The sequence below is a fragment of the Chryseomicrobium imtechense genome (assembly GCF_041475995.1).
GTDB classification, from domain to species: Bacteria; Bacillota; Bacilli; order Bacillales_A; family Planococcaceae; genus Chryseomicrobium; species Chryseomicrobium aureum.
This window is the reverse complement of sequence record NZ_JBGOBM010000016.1, coordinates 20,148-42,344: the sequence shown is the minus strand read 5'-3', so window position 1 is coordinate 42,344 and position 22,197 is coordinate 20,148. Positions and strand designations below refer to the sequence as shown.

21 protein-coding genes are annotated in these 22,197 nt (G+C 34.4%); 5 read left to right on the top strand and 16 right to left on the bottom strand.

Going from position 1 to position 22,197, the window contains the following annotated elements; all coding sequences use genetic code 11:
• Window positions 1-29 precede the first annotated feature (29 nt).
• A complete protein-coding gene (locus tag AB5N96_RS12305) occupies window positions 30-587 on the bottom strand; it encodes a recombinase family protein (RefSeq protein WP_499705671.1) in 558 nt (185 codons plus the stop codon).
• A gap of 233 nt (window positions 588-820) precedes the next feature.
• Window positions 821-1,579 carry a hypothetical protein gene (locus AB5N96_RS12300; protein ID WP_499705670.1) on the bottom strand — a complete coding sequence of 253 codons (759 nt, stop codon included), beginning with the start codon at window positions 1,577-1,579 and terminating at the stop codon, window positions 821-823.
• 290 nt (window positions 1,580-1,869) lie between these two features.
• On the opposite strand from AB5N96_RS12300, the gene AB5N96_RS12295 reads away from it, so the two are divergent.
• Together AB5N96_RS12295 and AB5N96_RS12290 are read left to right on the top strand one after the other, a co-directional pair.
• Window positions 1,870-2,115, top strand: coding sequence for a hypothetical protein (locus tag AB5N96_RS12295; RefSeq protein ID WP_499705669.1), 246 nt, complete (start codon window positions 1,870-1,872; stop codon window positions 2,113-2,115).
• A gap of 138 nt (window positions 2,116-2,253) precedes the next feature.
• Window positions 2,254-2,760, top strand: a complete 507-nt coding sequence (locus AB5N96_RS12290; RefSeq protein ID WP_499705668.1) for a hypothetical protein — start codon at window positions 2,254-2,256, stop codon at window positions 2,758-2,760.
• Window positions 2,761-3,264: 504 nt separating this feature from the next.
• On the opposite strand, the gene AB5N96_RS12285 is transcribed toward AB5N96_RS12290, so the two are convergent.
• On the bottom strand, window positions 3,265-6,228 hold the full coding sequence (locus AB5N96_RS12285; RefSeq protein ID WP_499705667.1) for a Tn3 family transposase: 2,964 nt from the start codon (window positions 6,226-6,228) through the stop codon (window positions 3,265-3,267).
• A 147-nt stretch (window positions 6,229-6,375) separates the two neighbouring features.
• Here AB5N96_RS12285 and AB5N96_RS12280 point away from each other — a divergent pair, with 147 nt between their 5' ends.
• The 3 genes from AB5N96_RS12280 to thyX all read left to right on the top strand — a co-directional run bounded on the left by AB5N96_RS12280 (window position 6,376) and on the right by thyX (window position 8,230).
• A complete protein-coding gene (locus AB5N96_RS12280; protein ID WP_499705666.1) occupies window positions 6,376-6,951 on the top strand; it encodes a recombinase family protein in 576 nt (191 codons plus the stop codon).
• A gap of 82 nt (window positions 6,952-7,033) precedes the next feature.
• On the top strand, window positions 7,034-7,510 hold the full coding sequence (locus tag AB5N96_RS12275; protein ID WP_499705665.1) for a dihydrofolate reductase: 477 nt from the start codon (window positions 7,034-7,036) through the stop codon (window positions 7,508-7,510).
• Between the two features lie 15 nt (window positions 7,511-7,525).
• Window positions 7,526-8,230: an FAD-dependent thymidylate synthase gene (gene thyX / locus AB5N96_RS12270; protein WP_499705664.1), complete on the top strand. Its 705-nt coding sequence runs from the start codon at window positions 7,526-7,528 to the stop codon at window positions 8,228-8,230.
• 552 nt (window positions 8,231-8,782) lie between these two features.
• On the opposite strand, the gene AB5N96_RS12265 is transcribed toward thyX, so the two are convergent.
• From AB5N96_RS12265 to AB5N96_RS12205, 13 genes are all read right to left on the bottom strand, one after another.
• Complete coding sequence (locus AB5N96_RS12265) at window positions 8,783-9,556, bottom strand: DUF6339 family protein (RefSeq protein ID WP_499705663.1); 774 nt, start codon at window positions 9,554-9,556, stop codon at window positions 8,783-8,785.
• Window positions 9,556-10,440, bottom strand: coding sequence for a hypothetical protein (locus AB5N96_RS12260; protein ID WP_499705662.1), 885 nt, complete (start codon window positions 10,438-10,440; stop codon window positions 9,556-9,558). Before AB5N96_RS12260 ends, AB5N96_RS12265 begins: the two co-directional genes overlap by 1 nt.
• Complete coding sequence (locus tag AB5N96_RS12255) at window positions 10,437-12,230, bottom strand: hypothetical protein (protein ID WP_499705661.1); 1,794 nt, start codon at window positions 12,228-12,230, stop codon at window positions 10,437-10,439. Before AB5N96_RS12255 ends, AB5N96_RS12260 begins: the two co-directional genes overlap by 4 nt.
• Before the next feature lie 10 nt (window positions 12,231-12,240).
• Entirely contained in the window at window positions 12,241-12,477 is a 237-nt protein-coding gene (locus tag AB5N96_RS12250; protein WP_499705660.1) for a hypothetical protein, read from the bottom strand.
• Between the two features lie 258 nt (window positions 12,478-12,735).
• A complete protein-coding gene (locus AB5N96_RS12245; RefSeq protein WP_499705659.1) occupies window positions 12,736-13,887 on the bottom strand; it encodes a DNA cytosine methyltransferase in 1,152 nt (383 codons plus the stop codon).
• Between the two features lie 196 nt (window positions 13,888-14,083).
• Window positions 14,084-15,703 (bottom strand): restriction endonuclease FokI C-terminal domain-containing protein, encoded by a 1,620-nt coding sequence (locus AB5N96_RS12240; RefSeq protein WP_499705658.1) that lies wholly within the window; start codon window positions 15,701-15,703, stop codon window positions 14,084-14,086.
• 104 nt (window positions 15,704-15,807) lie between these two features.
• Entirely contained in the window at window positions 15,808-16,992 is a 1,185-nt protein-coding gene (locus tag AB5N96_RS12235; protein ID WP_499705657.1) for a DGQHR domain-containing protein, read from the bottom strand.
• On the bottom strand, window positions 16,992-18,590 hold the full coding sequence (locus AB5N96_RS12230; RefSeq protein ID WP_499705656.1) for a RelA/SpoT-related domain-containing protein: 1,599 nt from the start codon (window positions 18,588-18,590) through the stop codon (window positions 16,992-16,994). Before AB5N96_RS12230 ends, AB5N96_RS12235 begins: the two co-directional genes overlap by 1 nt.
• A 288-nt stretch (window positions 18,591-18,878) precedes the next feature.
• Window positions 18,879-19,130 carry an AbrB/MazE/SpoVT family DNA-binding domain-containing protein gene (locus tag AB5N96_RS12225; RefSeq protein ID WP_499705655.1) on the bottom strand — a complete coding sequence of 84 codons (252 nt, stop codon included), beginning with the start codon at window positions 19,128-19,130 and terminating at the stop codon, window positions 18,879-18,881.
• Window positions 19,131-19,202: 72 nt separating this feature from the next.
• Window positions 19,203-20,135: a hypothetical protein gene (locus AB5N96_RS12220; protein WP_499705654.1), complete on the bottom strand. Its 933-nt coding sequence runs from the start codon at window positions 20,133-20,135 to the stop codon at window positions 19,203-19,205.
• A 21-nt stretch (window positions 20,136-20,156) separates the two neighbouring features.
• Entirely contained in the window at window positions 20,157-20,894 is a 738-nt protein-coding gene (locus tag AB5N96_RS12215) for a hypothetical protein (protein ID WP_499705653.1), read from the bottom strand.
• A gap of 13 nt (window positions 20,895-20,907) precedes the next feature.
• On the bottom strand, window positions 20,908-21,936 hold the full coding sequence (locus AB5N96_RS12210; RefSeq protein WP_499705652.1) for a conjugal transfer protein TrbL family protein: 1,029 nt from the start codon (window positions 21,934-21,936) through the stop codon (window positions 20,908-20,910).
• A complete protein-coding gene (locus AB5N96_RS12205; protein WP_499705651.1) occupies window positions 21,936-22,187 on the bottom strand; it encodes a hypothetical protein in 252 nt (83 codons plus the stop codon). The genes AB5N96_RS12210 and AB5N96_RS12205 overlap by 1 nt, the downstream gene beginning before the upstream one ends.
• Window positions 22,188-22,197: the final 10 nt, after the last annotated feature.

The window sequence follows — 22,197 nt, the reverse complement described above, 5'->3', positions numbered from 1 at the left end:
TATTTTTATCAAAAACTACTTAAAATTCTTTAAGTAGTTTTTTCTATTTTTATATTTCTATATAAAGTAGCTGCAGAAATCCCTGTAGCTTCTTGTATCTCTTTAACGCTCATTCTTTGAGAATGATAAAGAGCCAGAGCTTGATTCAATTTTTGCTGATTTACTTTTGGCCGTCCACCTTTTCTTCCTCTCGCTCGGGCAGCCTTTAGTCCGGCCATTGTTCGTTCTCGAATAATATCCCGTTCAAACTCAGCTAATACTGATAGCATTCCAAACATGGCTTTTCCTGCAGCCGTCCCCGTATCGATATTATCCTGAATACTGACGAACTCTACACCCTTTTCTCGAAGCAACTCCGCAATTTCAATCAATCGCTTTGTTGATCTTGCTAAGCGGTCTAATTTATACACAACAAACTTATCGCCAGCTCGTGACATCTTGATTGCTTGTAGCAGTTCCGGCCGATCATCTTTTGCTCCAGATAGTTTCTCCTGAAAAATTTCTTCGCAGCCAAAGTCTTTTAAAGCGTCTAACTGTAAATTCAAAGACTGATCAATTGTACTGACACGAGCATATCCAATAATCATAAAATCCCTCTTTCACTTGAATTATTAGATTAATTATATCAAATACACCCGTTTAAGACACATAGTTTTTGATATGAGTTTTGATATAAAAAGAGTATAAAAAAGAAGAAGATTTTCACCTTCTTCCAAACCCTCTCAAAAACCATCGTTTTTGAGAGGCTGGTGGCTACTTTTTCTTACTCTATAATTTAGTATTCACTACCTTTTATCTACTATCTTCTCTCAGTGTAATATTAGGTATCTGTATTATTGGTTTTAATACCTACATATTTATGTGACTCCATCCCTACAATAGGTGCATACCAAACATCTGGAATTCCCTCTATGATCTTTGGAATACAATCTATTCTTATAACCTCAATAGAGGAAGAAAGAATGTTAACTAAAATTAAATAATCAATCTTTTCTTTATAGTTATGTATCCACTCTAACATATGTTTATCAACGCTTATTCTATATGTATCAAAAATTTTTACTGATTCATTTTTTGTTGAAACTGCTGTTTGAATATTAATATCTATATACTCAATTAGGAAAATTCCATTTTTAGATGTGGTAATATTTTTGTCATAACTTTCTATATGCTTTATCCAGTTCTTCTTTATTGAGTTTACAATATGACCATACGCATGTTCTTCAAATTTGCGACCATAAGATTGACCAATTATTACTTTCTCTTCTTCACTATTGTCAAGCTTGCTTAAAAAATTCGACTCACTTTTTTTAAAAAAAATACTAGATTCCCTTTTTTGCTTTGATCCTTTTTTATCTTCTAATGAAGAAGTAACCGCAAAGTGTTCTATAAAGCCATTACTGAAAGTAAAATCAGGAAATCTATTGTTTAAATTAAGCTCAGAATTGTTTAACCAATGTTCCAATTCAATGTACTGTTCATTGGATAATCCGAATAAATCCTTCTCTTTCAAGTTCCTCTTCACAAACTCTAGACAACCTTGCTCGATTTTATCCTGATATTCTTGATTATTACTCATTACTCCAATCCCCCTTATTTTTAATGCGTTTATCAATGAAACTTGTCGCAACTATTTAATATCATATTTTATATGAGTATAGATTTTGAAGATGTATCGAAAGTAACCATCCATTAATATTTAAAAGTAAGTACAACAGGTACTCTTTTATTAAAGAAATCCTCTGTTATTTTTATCTATTCACTTTTATCAATCTTGAAATGGCTATTTTTGATTGATGTATAATGCAATTAGAAGCAAAAGATGTTTATTTCATTTCTGAAGAATAAATCTATAGAGGAGGCGAAAGAGTGGAACATAGAATTTTTAATACTGAGGTTATATTAGTAGAAATTAAAAAAAGTAAACCTTTCAATAATGGGACATGGTCTGAAACGTGGAATTGGGAAATTACGATGGCTAACCATGAAGAAACCTATAAAGGAAAAGCTGTAGTGGATAATAAGAAAGTTAATCTTCCATGGAGAGAATTAACCAGCATGAACCCTTTGACAGAAATGATTGAGGCTTGCAAGTATTACATGGAAAATCATTAAAACAGTATCATCTCCTTGATGTTTCTAATGTGGCTGTAAATCATGGCTTAATTGCATTGTTGATTTAAATGGTTAGAAAAGTTATCGTTCAGTAAATTTGATAAAAGTGTTAAAAAATCAAGAATGGAGTGTGCTTTAATGGGAGAGGGATTCAAAGAATATCTAAAACAAGAAGGGGTTAGTAACCCAGAAAAACCAACCAAGTCCGATATAAAAAAAATACTATCACTTCTACCCTCTTCAGCAACTACAGCTGATAATGTATTGGATGAAACTTTGATTAAAGAGTATTATAAATACCTTACTGGCGCGCTACCTACCATGATGAAGACATTGAATGATTTAGCAGCTCAAAGTTTAGGAAAAGATGTGGTAAGATCCTTTGAAAAAAGAATTGATGCACTAAATAAAAGATACGAAACTGAAAAGGACCCAGAATTAATAGAAAAGATTCGGGAAGAACTATCTGAAGTATATGACAGAATAGAAAAAGAGTCAGACAAACAAAGAGATTGGCTAGGGAAATTAGCATTCGGCGCAATGGGTACCGCTGTGGTTCTTGGAGGAATTGCTATTAGTATCAAACATAAAGAAGCAGGCAAAAAAATTATGGAGGAAGGAATAAAAGCAATACAACAACGGTAAAACATTATTGTTCTACAATGTAATTGGCGCAATTGCTAAATAGATATTTTTAGAAAAGAGTGGCTTTGCTACTCTCTTTTTAAATTCCCTCTTAATTTTAAAGTTGAGTTGAATCCGGATTTCATTTTACGATTTCATGTAGAGTTAATGAAGTCAAATAAATTTAATAGAAAGTAATGCCTTAAGTGCCGACAATCCTCTTTTGCCTTAACCTAACTCGGGTTTAACCATCGAAATCTTTGGTTAAGAAAATCGGGTCTTGTTATAACTAATTAGTTTGTTAAATGAACATAGAAAAAGAAGTTTCAACCTTCATTAATACTAAATCGTCTTTCGAAGATGATTATTAATAATTGTTTTTTCAATTCGATATTATCATCAAATATATTCTTATAATCATAAATAACGATAAGGGAGTTTATCGCTACTTGGGGTAGCGTCAGGAAAATGCGGATTTACAACGTTAAGCAAATTTTCCTGACGATTACCACGTTATTAACAACGTTAAGAAAGTTTTAATGGTCTTAACGAATCTAACGAGACCATTTTCTCCGGACTAAAATGGTATTCCCCTAGTAAATTAATATGCTCCCAGCCCAAAGGAGACACATGGTGCAATAAGTCCTCATTAAAATCCCCTAAACCTTTTTGATATTCCACTGCTTTTGTTAGATGCAGCGTATTCCAAACACTAATGGCGTTGATAATTATGTTTAATGCGGTAGCTCTTTGTAGTTGATGCTGTATCGTTCGCTCCCGAAGTTCCCCTTGTTTCCCAAAGAAAATAGCTCTTGCGAGACCATTCATTGCTTCTCCTTTGTTTAAGCCTTTTTGAATCTTTCTTCTTAAAGATTCACTAGCAAGGTAATTAAGAATAAAAATAGTTTTTTCGATTCTTCCCATTTCACGTAAAGCTGTAGCTAAACTGTTTTGTCTAGAGTAAGATCCAAGTTTCCCCATAATAAGTGATGCCGATACCGTTCCTTCTCTTATAGAATGAGCTAATCGTAAGACATCTTCATAATTTTCTTTAATGATCTTGATATTTATTTGGCCACGTAAAATAGGCTCTAATTTTGGATATTCGCTTGCCTTTTCTAATGTAAACAGCTTTGAATCTGACAAATCTCTTATTCTTGGTGCAAACTTAAAGCCTAAAAGGTGAGTTAATCCAAAAATTTGATCAGTATAGCCAGCCGTGTCTGTGAAATGCTCTTCTATATTTAAGTCGGTCTCATGATGCAATAATCCATCTAGGACATGAATTGCATCTCTTGAATTGGTATGAATAATTTTTGTGTAATACGATGAAAATTGGTCGCTGGTAAATCGGTAAATTGTTGTACCTTTTCCAGTTCCGTAATGCGGATTTGCGTCTGAGTGTAAAGATGAAACGCCTACCTGCATTCTCATTCCATCTGACGAAGAAGTTGTACCGTCACCCCAATAGGAAGATAAGTCTAGCTTGTGGTGAAAGTTTACTAATACACCTTGCGCTTTGCTCATGGCATCTTCATGCATTCTCCATTGAGATACATTGGCAAGTTGTTTATATGTAAGATCAGGCGTTGCTTCAGCCATCTTACTTAACCCAATATTCAATCCCATTCCTAATAGCGTAGCCATGATGATTATCGTTTCTTCTTTATCTGGTTTACGGTTATTTGAGGCATGAGTAAATTGTTCATGAAATCCCGTTATATGAGCAACATCCATGAGTAAATCGGTTAATTTTATTCTTGGAAGCATCTGATAAAGACTAGCACTAAATTTTTTAGCTTCCTCTGGAATATCCTTCTCCAACCGTGCAATTGAAAGCTTTCCTTTCTCGAGCGAAACTCCTTCTAGTTTATTCCAATTGTTAGATAACCATTTTAGCCTCTCATTAAGGCTATTGGTCCTTTCTTGGATGTAGTCTTCGAACGATAAGCTAACTGATAATCGTGTACGGTCTTTGTCTTGGTTCCACGTAGCTTGTGAAAACAAATATTCCTCAAAATCTCTATATTGTCTACTGCCTGAGATAGACACATCGCCGGCACGAACATGCTCTCTCAATTCTGTTAAGACAGCCATTTCGTAATAGTGCCGATTGATTGTACCGTCTTCTTCATATAAGTGCTTTTTCCAACGATTTGAAACAAAATCTACAGGTGCTTCAGCAGGTACTTTTCGCTTACCGGAATCGTTCATTCCACGTATAATCTCCACTGCCTGCAAAAGTGGTTCGTTTGACTTTGTCGAATGAAAATCAAGAACCTTCAAAAGAGTTGGAGTATATTTTCGAAGGGAATAAAAGCGCTTTTGGAGTAAATCCAGATAATCATAATCCCCAGGTCGGGCTAATTCTTGAGCTTCTTCTACTGATGTGACAAAGGAATTCCATTCAATAACAGACTCTAAAACCTCAAAGACATCTAATCCTTCTGTTTTTGCTTTTATTAATGCTTGTCCTATGCTAGAAAAGTGTATGATTTTTTCATTTACCTTCTTACCATTTCTTTTCTGAATTTCTTCTTGAGCCTTTCGTCCTTTTGACAGCAGACTAAGTATTTGTCTATCATGAATTTCAAAAGCCTTATCTGTTAACTCCTCAGTAAGTTGCAATAAATATACGGTTAGAATTGTATAACGTTTGTTTTCTTGAAAGTCACGAAAAGCATAAGGTTCATATCTTGAACCTAATCGAGAAAACTGTAAAAAGCGATTCCGGTGTAAATGATTAACTTTAACGCTTCCGAGTTCCATTCCTCGAATATATTCAAGTCTTTCTATTACTTTTAAAAATGTCTCTGGAGAAGGATGACCTGGTGCTTCCTTTAACCAACCCAATATTGTTTTATTGGTTTCGGATCGATGCTGAGATGTAATGATTTCTTCAAGCTTTTCCTTTTGGTCATTAGTTAAAGATTGACTGACGGTATTAAATATCTTCTTTTCGGCCATTGCCCTAGCTTCCCATACCATCCTTTCAAGTGTTGTAATAGCAGGTAGTATAACTCTATTCTTTCTCAAAAAATCTATGCTCTCGTGTAGTAAATGAATGGCATCTCCATTTTCTAATGCTAATTGATAAAGGTGTTTAAATGTCATCCGATATTCTTTTAGAGTGAATGTTATAAAACCATATTCGTTCCGAATCTCTTTCAAGTGATCCCACAGTGTATTTTCTCTTTGAGGATAAAGACTAAGTGAAAAAGGATCTGCATTGATTTGTTTTGCTATGTAGCGTATAACCGAATCAGGAATGTTTTTAATGTGTGTATATGACCAGCCTGGATATCGAAGAACAGCCAATTGCATTGCGAACCCTAATCGATTTTCTTCTCTGCGTCTTTTATTAATAACTGCCAAGTCATGATTAGAAAATGTATAGTAGGCTCCTTCAATCAAATCATCTTCCGGAATCTTCATAAGAAGATTCCTTTGATCCGTTGTAAGTAATTCTCTTCCTCTTGCAATTTTCATCAAGTATCAACTCGTTTCAATATAATTTCAAGCAATTATGATAATTATATATCAATAGAGTGTACTCTATTGATACAATAATAGAAGACTAATAGAATCAGTGTTAAGAGTATCTCATAAGACTTGTCTCGAAATTGAGGTGATATTTTGCGAAAAATTGGTTATGTACGGGTAAGTTCTGCTGGTCAAAACCCTTCAAGGCAACTTCAGCAACTAAGGGAACTTGGAATGGATATTATATTTGAAGAGAAGGTCTCTGGAGCAACAAAGGATCGAGAACAACTTCAAAAAATGTTAGAGGATTTAAAGGAAGGTGATATCATCTATGTTACTGATTTAACTCGAATAACCCGTAGTACACAAGATTTATTTACATTAATAGATTACATACGGAGTAAAAAAGCAAGCTTAAAATCATTAAAGGACACATGGCTGGATTTATCAGAGGATAATCCATATAGTCAATTCTTAATTACAGTTATGGCTGGGGTTAATCAGTTGGAACGAGATCTTATACGTATGCGACAGCGTGAAGGGATTGAGTTGGCTAAGAAAGAAGGGAAGTTTAAAGGTCGGTTAAAGAAATATCATAAAAATCATGCAGGAATGAATTATGCAATAAAGCTATATAGGGAAGGAAAAATGACTGTAAATCAAATTTGTGAAATTACAAATGTGTCTAGAGCTTCTCTGTATAGGAAACTATTGGAAATAGACAATTAATGAGGGAGAGTTATTTTACGGTTTCTCGTACATTTGATTTATTCATAGTATAAAATTAGTTACTTTCAAGGGAGTCGTGAAAATGATCATTTCATTAATTGCTGCAATTTCAAGTAATTACGTAATCGGTAAAGATAAGGATATACCCTGGAAGATTCCTGGTGAACAGGTTCGATTTAAGAATTTAACTATGGGTAAAACAGTAATTATGGGTAGAAAGACATTTGACTCTATTGGTCAGCCATTACCGAATAGAAAGACAATTATTATCTCGAAATCTAAAAATATTATTCATGATAATTGTCTGACTGTAGAATCTCTAGAGAGTGCTTTTAATTTACTAAAACAAGAAGATGAAATTTTTATTGCAGGTGGTGGGGAGATATATAAGAAATCGTTACCATTTGCTGATAGAATATACTTAACTGTTATCGATAAGGAATATGAAGGTAATATCTTTTTTCCAATGTTTAATAAAGATAAATTTGAAATTACGTATCAAAAAAAAATAGAAGGGATTATACCCTATACATATTTTACATATGAAAGAAAAAATTAGAGGAGAGCTAATCAAATGACTATTATAAACGTATTAGATAAGGGCTATGTTCGACTTGTTAATCATATGGGTTCAGATTTAACTGTAGTTAACTCTGCAAGAGTTTCTTATGCAAAAGAATCCAAAAAACTAGATGATAGAGATGTTAAGTTGATAAAATTTCTTGCTAGAGAAGGTCATACTTCTCCATTTAGGCATGTTATCGTACAATATGAAGTATATGCACCTCTAATGGTAGCCAGACAATGGTGGAAGTATGTAATTGGTTCCTCTCACCAAGAAGGTACAGGAGATAGTTTAGATGCTTGGAATGAGTCAAGTCGAAGATATATTACAGAAGAGCCTACATTTTATATTCCCTCAAGTAAGGAATGGAGGAGTAAACCAATAAATTCTAAACAAGGTAGTGGCGAAATAGTTACTTTAGAAATCGGTGATAAATACACCAATGATCTTATGGCATATGTTGACGAAGGAATAAGCAAATACGAGTCGGCTTTAAAAGATGGAATATGCGCAGAGCAAGCAAGACTTTTTCTACCTGCATATGGAATGTATGTACGATGGTACTGGACGGCATCCTTACAGTCAGTTTGTCATTTTCTAAATCAAAGATTAGAACATGATGCTCAGAAGGAAATCCAAGAGTATGCAAAGGCTATTCTTGAATTAAGTGAACCTTTGTTTCCACATGCTATGGACGAGCTTATGAAAAAATAAATAATGACCTTTACAACAATTTAAAATAATGCTAATTAAAGTTCTGGATTCTTCAAAATGATGCTAAAAAGCTCAATTTCTGTCTTACTAAGAAATTGGGCTTTTTATATTTGGATATCCTTAGCGTTGTAAATCCGCATTTTCCTGACGCTACCCCTACTTAGAAATATCGAGAATTGAAGTTTTTTGATAGATCCATCACATATGAGACTTTCATATTCATAAACATAAAGAGTGAGCTGCGAAACCGCAACTCACTCTTTTCCCGTATTACGATTAATTAGACTTACTTCATACCCTTCTAACTCTCGAGTAATTAAATCTAACAGAGATTCCTTTATATTTTCTTTCGTACACTTATTATCGGTCTCTATCATGATTGCAATGGCTAATAGCTCCGTTTTCATCGTACTTACCAAATGCAGAGTGTATAAATCCATATGATGCTCAACCACCTTTAGCTAATTGGAGTTAGCATAGCAAATTAAATAAGTATCATGATCATAGTTACCGAATTGGTAAGTCTTTATTAAAAATTCTTTTAGCATATATCTAGTTATATTGTTCAACTTTGAGGTCATTGATATATTCAATTTTAGATTCTACATAATGCCACAATTTGAGATAAGCCTCTTCTTCATTCAGTCTATCCCACAACGTAACCCCGCCAACAAAATTTATATATTTAGTCATATCTCGTAAAAAAATTCGTTTGTTTTTTACCTTTTGTATTTTATTTTGTTCTTCTAAAGCAGCTATATTCTTAATTACTTCCAGAACAGTTTTTAGTACGGTTTTATTCCTAGAAAGACTAATTGTCTCTATTATCAGGTTGGCTAAATCTTGATAACTTAATATGATTCGGGTGTAATAATAAGGATCCTCTTTAGTAGAGTCATAAGTTAAATGAACAAACCACCATAACCTAGAAAGACCATTTCGATAAAATGTTTTATTTTTAGTACTGAAGAAATAACGAGTTTTAATAAACTCAATTTCATCTCCTTCAGCTGCACTGATAGGCCATCTTTGACACATATAGTCCCAAAATGAAGTATGCGTTAAATAAGCCCAAAATTTTTCATTTGAAGCTAAGGTCAATGGTAGTCCTTGAAAGTATTCATAGAGCTTTATTGCATTTTCTAAATCATCCTTACTCTTGTTCGATGGATCTGATACCTTTAAGATTGAGTTCTGTGTTGTCTCCGTAGCTTGCATATCTATTAAAAAATCATCATTTGAAAATGAAGCATACAAACCAATGTTTTCTGAGATATTTTCCTTTAAATCAATCAGGACTGAATCTTTCATGACCTTATAAGTCATTACTCTTCATCCTCCTCACTATTATAGATAATATTTTCAAGAGAAATTAAAGGAGCATCTGGAGATGTATTTAGAAGATCATAAGCGATGCTAGTTATCTCGTAAGAATTCAATTCTGCTATGTTATACCCCATATTTTTTAACTTCTTATCTAAAGTTCCATACCAATCTAGATTAGATAATTCCTCTAAATCATACTCTTCAGTCTTTGCCAAATCTTGAATATTAAATAAAGTATCTATCAGGGCTGGTAAATACAACATAGATATTAAAATTTTATTGCAATCATCACCGTACGCTTGTAACCGTCCTACTTTTTCATAGGATATTTCAGGAACGGTAATCTCTAACTGATTGCCGTATAAATCAATACTAATAGATGGTGCATCACTGCTAGTTGCTTTACTAACTTTAAAAATGCTATTAGTTTTTGAAATTGGTTGCTTTTCAATATAGATTGTTTGAGATTCCCCAAATGCCAGAATATCACCTTTTTGTATTCTGAAATTTACACCTGCATAATCCGGGTGGGCATCAGCATTTGTGTAATCTTCAAAATTCTCATCAGCTAAGATGAAAAAATTAACATCTACCTTTTTATTTAAGAGCTCTTTCTCTATTGAAACCTTAAAATCGGTTTGAAACTTGGAAAATGTAAAACGTTGCATTGTAGGAATACACTCGAAATGAACATTGAAGCTGGCTTTTTTCTTTTCAATAAGATTTTGCAAATCTGGATTTTGCAAATCTATATGAATATTAAATTCTAAGCTTTCATTTTCTTGAGTTTGCTCAGTGATTTCCCCTTTGAAATAGCCATTCTGAAAATCATCAGTTACAGGATTTAAAACTGGATGAGGAAAGTTTCTAGCTTTCACCTTCATTTCGGTGTCACCTCCAGTGAATATCTAGTAATTTTATCTAGACTAAGTGTAATTGTTTTGTTCGTACCTTTTATTAAGTTTAATGGCCCCAAAACATTCTCATTTATTTCAATATTATCGCCGGTTTGGTCTTCGATCGCTTTATATATTTTAGCCTGTTCAGTAATACTTTCACCTACAAGTTTCACCTCAATCAATGCTTCTCCTGAGGTTACTGGATCAACCACCAGTCTGTATTGTCCGTCTTTTTCATCTATACAAAAGGCTCTCATTCTGTTAATTGTTGCCTTTGTTGTTTTATTTTTTGGTTCTGTTCGTGGTTTAACGGGGCGAGAATTCGGCATCCCCTTTTTACGCTTTTTAGCCTTTGATTTACGATTGTTCATTGAATTACTTACTATTACGATAGAGTTTATTTTTTCATCATTTGATGTAAGGTCGATTTCTTCAACGGGATTCTCTTCTTGATTTAAACTTGGTAAAACACTTTCTAATCCTGGTAGTTCAAGAGAATCTTTTTCATACTTTGGAGTTATAGAATTTACCTCATCATTTAACCATTTATAGAGTTCTTTTTTTAATTTCTCGGCATATTTCTGATTTTTTTTATAAAGTCCTGGCTTCCAATCATCATGAGTAGGAGGCTCCATTTTTCGTAATACTTTGTTTAGTTCTTCACCCTCTACTATAAGAGTACCTGCAAAAGAGTCTGGAGTTCTGAAATGACCTTTTTCATAAATCTTCATTCCTGTACCTCTAATTAGAGACACTTTTTTATGAAAATCATTACCCTTTAGTAAATATAGTTTCATGGTTTCTGGATGGCCATCTTCAGTTTGAAATTCTTTTGTTTTAATAACTGCATCTGGAGAAGTTAATGATAAGTAATATTCAAGGCACGTACTTTTAGGATTAAATTCAACAATCTCTTCTATAACCGTTTCTAGCGTGTCTTTATTGATAATTGTTTCGTTAACTACTACCTCTAGGGAGCCATTTATTATAGCCCACATATAATTAGACACTGTTTCTTCTACAACAGTATTCTCCCAATTGTCTTTGTCTTCGAATCCTAAAATAAATTTATCTGTTCCAAAGTCACCATCTTTTCTTTTAAAGAAAGAGTCTAATTCAGATAAATCAGTCAGAGGTAGAAAGCCATCCTTGTGTCCATAAAAACCTGTCCCCTGCGTTGGAAATTGCTCTCCTCGATTATAACTAGCAATTTTTATTACTCCCTGAAACCCTTGATTTATGCCGTCATCAGTATTTAATGTTCCATATAACATTGTTCTAAAAATAGATGCAGCAAAAGGAGCATGTTTACCAATACCGAAAGATCCATTTGATGTTCCAGTTTTGGCTGTGTCTCCAGTAGTCTTTGTAAGACGATGAAAATGACTGTCTTTGGTTTTTCCTACACCAGTCAATCCAGTTGTATTTCTATCTCGAATAGCTAGAACCGAAACAGTATTTTTTTGCAAGGCCTCATGACCTTTTTTAAAAAAATGATAGGTCTCATTTAAACTTTCTTTATAATAAAGAGTTGCCTCTTCAAAAATATTAGCGAGTTCGTCTATACCAGGAATTGCATCTTTTTTTAAATCTTTTCTTATAAACTCTACTATTGAAGGTTTGTCTGCATTTTTTCTCGCATCAAGAGAATCTTGTATAACCTCTCTTGTAAGAGATTTAACAGGATTTGCTTGAAAATACGAAATACCTGAATCATTCAATCCATCTTCTCTTCCTCCATTGGTAGAAGGTAACTCCCATCCAATATTCCCCATAATATCACCCCTATGATTTAAATTTAAATTCAGTATTTTTTTCGGTGCTTCCTTCAGCAAATTTATTTTTGAGCACCCTTAGTTCATTTTCAAGAGAGTCAATAATCTGTTTAACATGCTTGTCTGTATACTCATAGTTATTTTTATTTGCTAGGTTTCCAATGAGTTGCATTTTTTTCAGCACATCAGAGACCCTTTTTTCAGCTATCCTTTCAAATTTCATCATTTTTTCTTCTTTATTATTCATTTAAATTCTCCTTTAATTATATATTTTCAATAAATATAAACTATATATTCATTTTATGCAAATATATTAGATATATATAATTTAAAATTTAATTAAATGAAAAAAAGTTCATAAATATAATTAATTTATAAATGTAATCTTCAAAGAGTCTTTCATATTAAATGAATTTCTATAGTAGGTTATTTAAATCAATAGAGAATTACTGAACTCAAAATTAAAAAAGAGATGCAGGATTTTGCATCTCTTTTGATAAAAACCTTATATTAGATTGTCTACAGCTTCTTTAATTACTATTTTCTTTTCTCCTCTTAAATTCTCCAACTGGAGTTTTGGTGCTGGTTCTACATAATCGTATTGGATTCCTGCAAAAGACTTCAAAATTGCTTCAAATACTATTTGCGCACCATGTGGGGGTACAGCCATTCCGATCTGTTTCCGTACAGCTTCTTTACTACCAGCAAACACAAAATCGTCAGGGAATGTTTGCAGACGTGCTCGTTCACGGTTCGTTAACGCACGTAACTCATCCCAATGATACATGTGAGTTCCTCCACCACCACTTCCCGTGACTGTATATGCTGGCTTATCAGGATCTAATCTTTTATAGATCGAACTCATTCGTGCACCTTTTACTTTTAGCTGTAAGTGTTCAGGAATTCCTGGATACCATGCATTGCTACCCGGTGGTATATAACTCAACATTTCTTTTACTTTTGCCGTATGTTTCGGCATGTCATGGTTCGGAGCGTCTTCTGGAATCGGCGGATTCAAAATAGCTTCAGACGCAGTTTTATAATCCGTCGATGCTAATGTTGTCGGCGCGGGCACTTTAAATTCGATACCTTTTTCATGCAGGTCGTTTCTTATACCGACGATGATGATCCGGTGTCTTGCCTGTGGTACGCCATATTCTTGAAACTTATATAGGTGTGGCGTCAATTTGTATCCGCACTCCTCTAGTTCTGTCAGGATTTGAATGAATGCTTTTCCTTCATTAGCGCTTTGAAGCCCTCCGACATTTTCCGCCACGAAAAATTTCGGTTGGTAATCTTTCAAAACCTTGACTCCATAAGTATATAAGGGCCCGAACTTACCACCTAGACCTTTTGATTCACCAACAATACTAAAGTCATTGCAGGGAAAACCAAAAGCAAAACAATCTATATCTCCTAAAATAGATTTATCGCCGATTGGCAGGTCTTCCACGGGCCCCCAATGAACAGAAGGATCGTCTGGGTTCTCGCATATATTTAAACGAAAAGTTTCACATGCTGTAGCATCATAATCATTTGACCAGAGATGCTCAATTCGATACTCTTCTCCTGTTTCGGGATGGATGACACGAGCTTTCTTAGCTGCTAGACTTAGCCCACCTGGGCCGTTAAATAATTCACCTTTTTTAAAGATCATATGAGAATCGCTCCTTGGTTGCCTCTTTATGCGAAAGTATGTTCTTGCATACCTCTATGCTCTTTATTGTACACGTTATTTTAACTAAATGCAGCCCCCAGCCTTTATTTGAGAAAAAGGCACTTACTCAATTGACGCAAAAAGCCAGAGGCCTTCTTACTAGGGAAGAAAACCTCTGGCTTTTACTTTGTTCGTATTATTGGTTTTCAGAGCGTAGCATTTCCGTAACTGTCCTATAACCTTTATTAGCGAAACAGGCCATGAATAGGCGCTTTCTCTCTTCAACTTCAATCTCGTTCTCAAAACAGTAATCTAGGAAACCTAGGAGTGCATTTGCCGTGATCAAGGCACCTTTTATATCACTCCCCGGTATTGTAACACTAGCCTTTTCTGTGATTTTCTTGAGATTGCGCTCTCCACTCCAATCACTTATTGTCACATAAGCAAATGAGGAAACATTCTTGTTTTCATAACCTTGATAGTTTGGTAAGTACTCCGATCCCATATGGGAAGCTAAGTTAGCTGAAAGAGGAAATTTTGGCCGGTACATTTTCGCATCGATAATACATATGTTTTTCTCATCTATATGAATTAGAATTTCAATTTGTGTCTGTACATTCTCTTTAAGTGATTTAGGACGCAATTCCACTTCGAATCCAATAGCTTTCAAAACTTCTGCGGTCTTATCCTCAAAGATCCGATCATTCTCTTCATTCAAATACCCTTCTACAAAGTCTTCATTTAAAGCTGAATACTGAGGGTCAGCCAATAGAGCACCATATTTCTGAGCTTCTCTCTCTGTCAGCTTTTGTTTCAAGATTTTTGTAATTTCCATCTCGGTCATTGTTTGAATCAAGGGATAATCTGCGAGTAGCTGATGCACCATTCGAAGACTTTTTGCTGAATTGGTTGCCGGTATAATGGAGCCATATGAACTTGCCTTATAGCTGTCTACATCCAAGCCAGCATGTTCAGCAAAGCGTTCTGCAGAAATCAGGTATCGTTTACTGAACGGATAACGTACATCCAGCTCTAGCAATTTTTGAGAAGTACTGACCTGTTTTTCAGGGGGTACTCTCAATGCATCCCCACGAATATAATCAACCAGTTCGGTATAGTCACACAGCATCATATACGTATGTGCAACATCGCCATGTGCAGCTGCAAAATCGCGAGCCGCCTTATCAGATCGCTCTCGATGTTCAAATTCGGATGCAATTTGTTTTTTCATCTCCACTTTAGTTGCCACATTCACCGAGCGGAACTCTTTAATTTTCTGAGTCACTTTCAGTAAATCTTTATCTTGATGGGCTGTCAGCGCAAAGAAAACAATCTCTTCTTTCGTGACATAGTAATCCAGTTCCTTCTGGTTAACCAATCGAATCAAAAAGCGAGCTGGTCGAATTTGAAAATCGGATTCAAATTTTGGTCGGAATCCACTATCTAAAAAATAGGCATTCGGAATCTGTAAAGTTAAAATCTGTTTAGTGACGTTCTCACGTACTTTGACCCCTGCCAATAATGCCAAACCGGATTTAGTCGGTTTCAATGTCCCAGTATCATCAATGTAGACATAACTGAATGTCCGAAGCATTGCAGCCCATGTCCGTCCACCGGATCCGTCGTTGCTAATGTTTTGCCTTTTCAGCCCATCATTAGCTAACACTTCCTCGTAATGCTTATGCAACGTACGCTCCCCAGACCATCTTTTTGTAAAGTTCTTCGTAGCTGTCTGTAAAGAACGCATTGCATCTTCGTGAAACTTGGGATCACGTTCTGGCCGAGTAATAAACCACAATTTTCTCTCATTATTCACTCTTCCACCCCCTCTTTTCTATACTGACTTCTCTATTTAATGAGAGCATGTCTTTCTATGATACATAGTTAAAAAATATCAAAGTCTCAGCTTATTTAAACTTTTTACTGCTTTCTTTTCTTTTCTTGTTCTAGCTGGTAATTTTCAAACCCAATCTCAATAATCCTTTTTGTCTTAGTAAAACCGCTTTTCGAAGTTAGTCCAGATAACTTCCCACCAACTGCCCAATCTTCATGTTCCAATGGACTTTTTCCAATAACGCTATAAAAATCTTTTAGCATTTCAAAATTTGGTTGTGCTGAAAAGTCGATATTTTCTTCTAAAATCGAGTGAATCGCATTTGCTCCTGTTGTCTTTTGGATATAATACGCTTTGTTGTATCTTGGTTCTCCCAGAAATTGTTTCTCTACATCTCCAAAACACTTTGGCCACTTTTGTTTAACCCTCTCCCAAGCCTCGATAATTATATCTGAAAGTGTTAAAGCATGGCTGTTCAATAATGATATGACGTCGTTTGAGTGAGAGTAAATATCACTACTTAAATCGAATGATTTTGATTCGATATATTTTTTTATTAATGGTTTTAGAGAATTGGTTATTGCTGCAACGCCTATAATACCTTGAACAGGTTGCTCATGTATGTCAAATTGAATAGCATTTTTCCAAACACTTTTATTGTTTTCATTTAAATAGTGAGCTGTTCTAATCAATAGATGCTTCATAAGATCTGTATGATTCGTGAGCTTTTGCTGATTGATTAACTCATAATTGTACATAGCTAATAAGGTCAAATCTGTCTTTAGCTTCTTAGCTTTTGAGTTTATATCTCTGAATATAACTACTTCTTTAACTCTTTCATGCTCATCAGTGATAACTATAATAACGTTCAAAGGAAACATTAAGAAAGCACTGTCTTGTTCGCTTGCCTCTCTTAAACCATAAATCCTATGTTGACCATCAACAATTCTAAAAATTTCATTAGTTATATCAGTTGTGTCAAATTCATATAAATCCGGATTTTGATAACCATCTAGTGATAGTGGAGATATGTATTTGTTAAACTCATGTTTATCTACGCTCAATATAATAGAAGTAGGTAAAGAATCTTTATTATTCAATAACGAATTTTTTATACTTTGATAATGTTTAGGATCTGGCATTCTTTGATAACCATATTCGCTTTCTGCGTATACTAAAACTTCGGAAACCCTATCGATTTCTTGAAAAGGCATTACAGCACTATAAAATTCTTGGCCATTTTGTTGATACTTTTGCATGATAATTTTCATTATTCTTCACTTCCTAACAAGGAATTTGAATTAGTAAATTGGACAACTTGTTCATATACTTCATCACTTTTTTGAATATTTACATTTACTTTTTTCATAAAATTTATGATTTCATCTTTATAATCCAGGAAAAAGCTCTCTTCTTCGCTCACTAGGTATGGGGAAAAATTAGTTACTGATTCAAAAATGTATAGACTAAAAAACTTCGTCAACAAAAAATAATAGTTTCGATGGTTATCGGGTAGTTCATTCTGTTCCATACCAGGTACTTTCATATCTTCTTCAAAATCCTCTTCAAATTCATTGTCATAGACAGTTTTAAAATTACTGTAAAAATCTAAAATCAATTTATATTTTCCGCTTAGAAGTAATACATCTTCAGAAGTAGCATTAGTAAAAATAAAATTTAAAACCTCGTCTAAATAGTTTTCACCTAGATCCGGTTCATCAATAGAAAGGTCAGAAAATCTGCGAACAATAATTTCTTTATAGTACTCAAGGTACTTATACAAATCATAGGCATGACACTTGTCTCTTTCATCACCAGCTGTGAGAATATCTGTTACTTCTATCAACTCTTCAGGATAATCAGAATATGTATAGGCTGTATAAATATATTCTAAGATTCTAATATTAAATGAATATTTCTTAAGAACTTCAAAAATTTTTAAATGCTTGTATCTGTCATCTAACATACTTTCATCAATAGTCGGAATACTAAAAGAACTAAAATCAATCTCCTTTTTTTCTCTATCAATGTTTTTAAACTCGAAAAGTAAAGCAATAATTTTATGTAAGTCGAAATTTTTTGTAGTATTTAAATATTTTTTTAACTCGTCAGTAAACAGCATTTGGACATCTTCCACAAATAAATAAAAATCTCTTTCTTTTAAATAGTTACTATTGGATACTCTAATGGTGTATAGTAGCTCATCTATGCTTTTTAAATTATGCCCTACCTTATTCATTAGTTGCTGAACAGAATTTCTGACGGCCGTACCCACATAGTCTTTATAAAAAATCCTGTGTTCCATATCTCCCCAGGCAGACAGCAGTTTAGACTTAATTTGTAATTCAAATAGATATTTTGTAGGTACATCATTATCTTCACAAACATATTCACAATTGAACTTGTATATCTCAAGATCATTTTTCATAGTAGTAGGTTGACCAGAAAAACTAGTTAAAAAATTGATTCCAGATTTCTTCAACTCAGATTGATTATCTCTTAAAATCTTAAATATTGATAAAACATCTTGCTCTACCTCTCCCAAAATTTTTATTCCTATTAAATCGTTCATACTTTTCAAGGATTTTTCTACTTCTTCTTCATCTTGCTCTATTAATTTAAGTAGTTGTCCTGAACGAACCATTTTTTCCTCTAAAGATTCTTCGGTCTTTATCCTAGGAGAAAAAGAAAAATAATAACCTGGATATGCGGAGTTTATATAATTCAGATTGTAATCTGGAGCATTTTTACGTAATAACTCTGTGAAAATATTCTCAATTTTAATAGAGGTCGAAATCAAATCATCTTTAAAACTTTGATATATTGTACAGATTTCAGCTAGTTGTTCATCCAAATTAATACTACTCATGCAACAAACACTCCCCACTCAAAATTCTCATGAAAACTTAAAATATTTTAATTTTGTATAATACAATTAGAATTTATTACTCTCCATATTCTACTAATATAAATATATTCCTTTTTTCATTATACCCTGTAAAATAGAGACACAATAAAATTATTAATTTACTATTTTTAGGGCTAAAGAATTGTTTATTCTCATGACATTACAGATGACCAATTATTCCAATAATTTGTAAAAATAAAAAAAACACTTAATGAGCACATATTGTATGAATCTGTGCTCATTAAGTATTTAATCTGTACTCATATACTTTACTATTTCTTTTAATCCATCTTTACTAATCCAAGCCTCTCCTATACGGATGGCCTCATCCGTAACTTTACCTGTTACAGCACATACATATCTCTGCCGGTGCGGTTCAATAATGATTCGTCTCTCATCATGCGTAATATCCACCCGATCCCCTTCTTTTAACTGAAAGACATCTAAAATCTCCTTTGGAATCACCATACGCCCATGATTTGTTATCCGTTTTGTATGCACATCATCCCCCCTCACTTCTATCAGTCTTAGATTCTCTTGAAATCAAGTAAACTAATTATAATCGATTCTTCACTATTCTTGATTCACAAATTGAGTGCTAGGGAAATATTCTTCTCTGGATTCACTATAAAAAGCGTTCTCTTCCTTTTTTTCTTCCGTGGCTTGCGTCAAAGCAATATTTAATCCAAATGCTAAAAGTAAGATGATGGCTACTCCAACAAATAGTTTTGAGTTGCCTTGTTGGCTAGTCTTTTTGAACATCTTTTTAGGGGTTGATGGTTTGGCATTCTGAAACTGAAATTTCTCTTTCACCTGTGCACGAAACTTTTCGAAGCCGTTGCGTTCGTTCAATAGCCTTTCCTGTTCCAGTTCCTCCGCTCTTCTTTGTTCCTCAAACTGTTCTATCTTTTCTTTTATATACCCTTCTATTTCATCAAGTGAACCGAGTTTCAGGAAAATCGTTTCCCCAAATCGAATCACTTCTTCACTTGGTTCTAAGAAATCCATCCGCTTTGGTCTATCTATCAGCTCATTCAGCTTGGTCAAAGAGATGATGATCAATTCTTTTACCGCAGATACAGGATCTTTATCTTCGACAATAGACATGACGTCATTCTCGATGACCATTCCAAATAATCGTTTTGCCTCTCGATCTACTACGAAGTTCTCTTTTTGCCAAAGTACTTTGACTTGTTGATCTTTCGCTAGATTGATCAGATCTAAATAGAAGGGAAGTTTCTCTTCAAATTCAAAAGCTCGAATTGCTGTAAATGACATCAACCCCTTCACATCGTATTCATAACGTATCTGTCCCGCCTGAAAAGTGATCTCTTTTACCGGCATTAAAGGTGTCGATTCTTTGATACGTGCAAATGACTTTTCATAAGCTTGTTCAATCAATTCCATATCGTCTGTTTCAAAAGCCGTCAGAGGCTGCAAAAAATAAATCGAATCTTGATTGATCTCGATAGTCCCTACACGGTTAGCAATCGTTCGAATGACCATTTCTTTTCACCACCTTCATTACTATTGAAGTTCTGGATACAGATCAAGGATCTCTTTGACTTCATCTCGATACTCTTCTTGTTCGGACTCTACTTCACTCTCAGGTACATTAGATTGGATTTTGTTGTACTCTTCATCAAACTTTCTAAGGTCAATGGACTTTATATCTAAAGCTGGATGGGAGGAGACCATCAATTGGCCATCTTTTGTTTTCACAAACCGAATCTCAGCCGATTCTTCCTCCCTAGTATTCTCATATTTGTAATTAGCGTTAACAAACACTAATTCCGTGACATTAAAGTTAGTAGATTGATACTCTTCAGTATCGCTCACCTCGACCTCCATTGTTTCTATCCCATCATATTCACAATGACCAAGACTACATGGTTCACTACTCACTGTATTAAAGTAAATTCTGTTATTTACGTCATCAGAATTACCAGATACAAAAGCGTCTCCATAGTTTTCTTCAAGTTCAGTAAATATCGTCTTTGAAGCTAATTCCTGAACTGACTCATTGAACGTCTTTTCATCTTCGAACTGTAGCTCTTTGTCTTCTATTTTTTGATTAACCTCTGATTCTAGACTTGCCAATCGTTCATTTAGAAACAAGACCATATCTTCAGCTTTTTGAATATCTTCATCTGTAAAAACTTCTTTACTTTCATTTGTTTTATTCGATTCCTCATCATTCGAATTACATGCAACTAATAAACTCATCATAGCTAGTAGAAATAGAACTAAAAGTACTTTCTTCATGTATACATCTCCTTTATCTTCGAACTGCGTATCTCGCCACATACTTTACGGATGAACCTACAGACCTTGCAGTTCCTGTAGATGCACCGAACTGATTCAGAAGAGTAGGAATTGAAAGACCTACTAAGAAAAAGATCATGCCTACGACCATATTTCCGTCTTCTAAACTTACCAATGTTTTGATACCTAATACAAAACAAAGTAGTTGAAGTGTCAATGTCAGGATGTTACTCACGACTGTCTTCAGCCATAGATTAAAGAAATTGTATTGGTCATTCACAATCGTCGGAATCGCTAAGACTCCTGTAATGTACAAGATGACGAACAACACAGTGCGATATAAGACAGATAGGAAGAATACAAACAAGATTGCTGAAACTACAATCATCAAAATCAAACCGTATCCAACTGCGTTGACAGCCATCACCTGCATAATGTCATAGTGTGTGGCCGGAGTTGTCAACATTGTCTCCGTCAACAAATGTGTTAGTTCCAAGAGCCATTCGAATAACTGTGAGTAGATTCCTAGTAGAATGCCCCCTGTCACAATAGCCACTAACTTGTCTTGAAGGGAGTTCATCCCCTCTTCGCCGTTACCACTATATAAAATGATGATTTTTGTAGTCTGCCACAGGATAAAGATAGCCGCAATGGTCCACGCCAAAGTTTTGAAATTAAGCATATACCCCTCATAAACTGGATTTCCCATAATAAAATTTGAGTCTATTTGGAATTTGCTAAAGCTATCAATCGCCCCAAATACGAAACCACTGATTGTAGTGAAGAAAAAGCCATTGGTATGACACCCTATCTCATGCCACTTACAATCGAATTGATTGGTATCATAATCATATTTATCAAGATAAAGGACATTCTTCATGTAAGACTCTGCCCTTTCTACTTTCTCATTACTTGATTGGGTTTCCTTATAATCTTGAAGTGTATCTTCCATGAATTCCCCTTGTTCTGCGAGTACAACATATGGGAAAAAAACTTGTAGAATGATAAGCGCTACCAACAAAAACTTTATCCATTTCGGCATCACATCACCCCCTGATTGAGTACTGTCAACATGATTACAAGCACTGGGACGACCAAGATCATCGCATATCGGACGACGACACCTTTCTTGATCTCGATAATTTCTTTCTCACTGAGTGGTTTGCCGTACATCAGTTCATATCGTCGTTCTTCTTGCTCGATGGCTGACCTTGAAAGTCTCTGTATCCATCCATCTATCTTCTTTTGTACGTCTTGTTGAATGGTGACAACACGTTGTAACGTATCTTTCATCTCACCCACC

What these genes read in the sequence shown, in the direction of transcription:
- AB5N96_RS12210 (WP_499705652.1), bottom strand. Translation starts at nt 21,936, where the DNA reads ATGCCGAAATGGATAAAGTTTTTGTTGGTAGCGCTTATCATTCTACAA.
- AB5N96_RS12250 (WP_499705660.1), bottom strand. Translation starts at nt 12,477, where the DNA reads ATGAATAATAAAGAAGAAAAAATGATGAAATTTGAAAGGATAGCTGAA.
- AB5N96_RS12265 (WP_499705663.1), bottom strand. Translation starts at nt 9,556, where the DNA reads ATGACTTATAAGGTCATGAAAGATTCAGTCCTGATTGATTTAAAGGAA.
- AB5N96_RS12255 (WP_499705661.1), bottom strand. Translation starts at nt 12,230, where the DNA reads ATGGGGAATATTGGATGGGAGTTACCTTCTACCAATGGAGGAAGAGAA.
- AB5N96_RS12285 (WP_499705667.1), bottom strand. Translation starts at nt 6,228, where the DNA reads ATGAAAATTGCAAGAGGAAGAGAATTACTTACAACGGATCAAAGGAAT.
- AB5N96_RS12205 (WP_499705651.1), bottom strand. Translation starts at nt 22,187, where the DNA reads ATGAAAGATACGTTACAACGTGTTGTCACCATTCAACAAGACGTACAA.
- AB5N96_RS12290 (WP_499705668.1), top strand. Translation starts at nt 2,254, where the DNA reads ATGGGAGAGGGATTCAAAGAATATCTAAAACAAGAAGGGGTTAGTAAC.
- AB5N96_RS12215 (WP_499705653.1), bottom strand. Translation starts at nt 20,894, where the DNA reads ATGAAGAAAGTACTTTTAGTTCTATTTCTACTAGCTATGATGAGTTTA.
- thyX (WP_499705664.1), top strand. Translation starts at nt 7,526, where the DNA reads ATGACTATTATAAACGTATTAGATAAGGGCTATGTTCGACTTGTTAAT.
- AB5N96_RS12300 (WP_499705670.1), bottom strand. Translation starts at nt 1,579, where the DNA reads ATGAGTAATAATCAAGAATATCAGGATAAAATCGAGCAAGGTTGTCTA.
- AB5N96_RS12220 (WP_499705654.1), bottom strand. Translation starts at nt 20,135, where the DNA reads ATGGTCATTCGAACGATTGCTAACCGTGTAGGGACTATCGAGATCAAT.
- AB5N96_RS12230 (WP_499705656.1), bottom strand. Translation starts at nt 18,590, where the DNA reads ATGAGTAGTATTAATTTGGATGAACAACTAGCTGAAATCTGTACAATA.
- AB5N96_RS12260 (WP_499705662.1), bottom strand. Translation starts at nt 10,440, where the DNA reads ATGAAGGTGAAAGCTAGAAACTTTCCTCATCCAGTTTTAAATCCTGTA.
- AB5N96_RS12245 (WP_499705659.1), bottom strand. Translation starts at nt 13,887, where the DNA reads ATGATCTTTAAAAAAGGTGAATTATTTAACGGCCCAGGTGGGCTAAGT.
- AB5N96_RS12305 (WP_499705671.1), bottom strand. Translation starts at nt 587, where the DNA reads ATGATTATTGGATATGCTCGTGTCAGTACAATTGATCAGTCTTTGAAT.
- AB5N96_RS12235 (WP_499705657.1), bottom strand. Translation starts at nt 16,992, where the DNA reads ATGAAAATTATCATGCAAAAGTATCAACAAAATGGCCAAGAATTTTAT.
- AB5N96_RS12275 (WP_499705665.1), top strand. Translation starts at nt 7,034, where the DNA reads ATGATCATTTCATTAATTGCTGCAATTTCAAGTAATTACGTAATCGGT.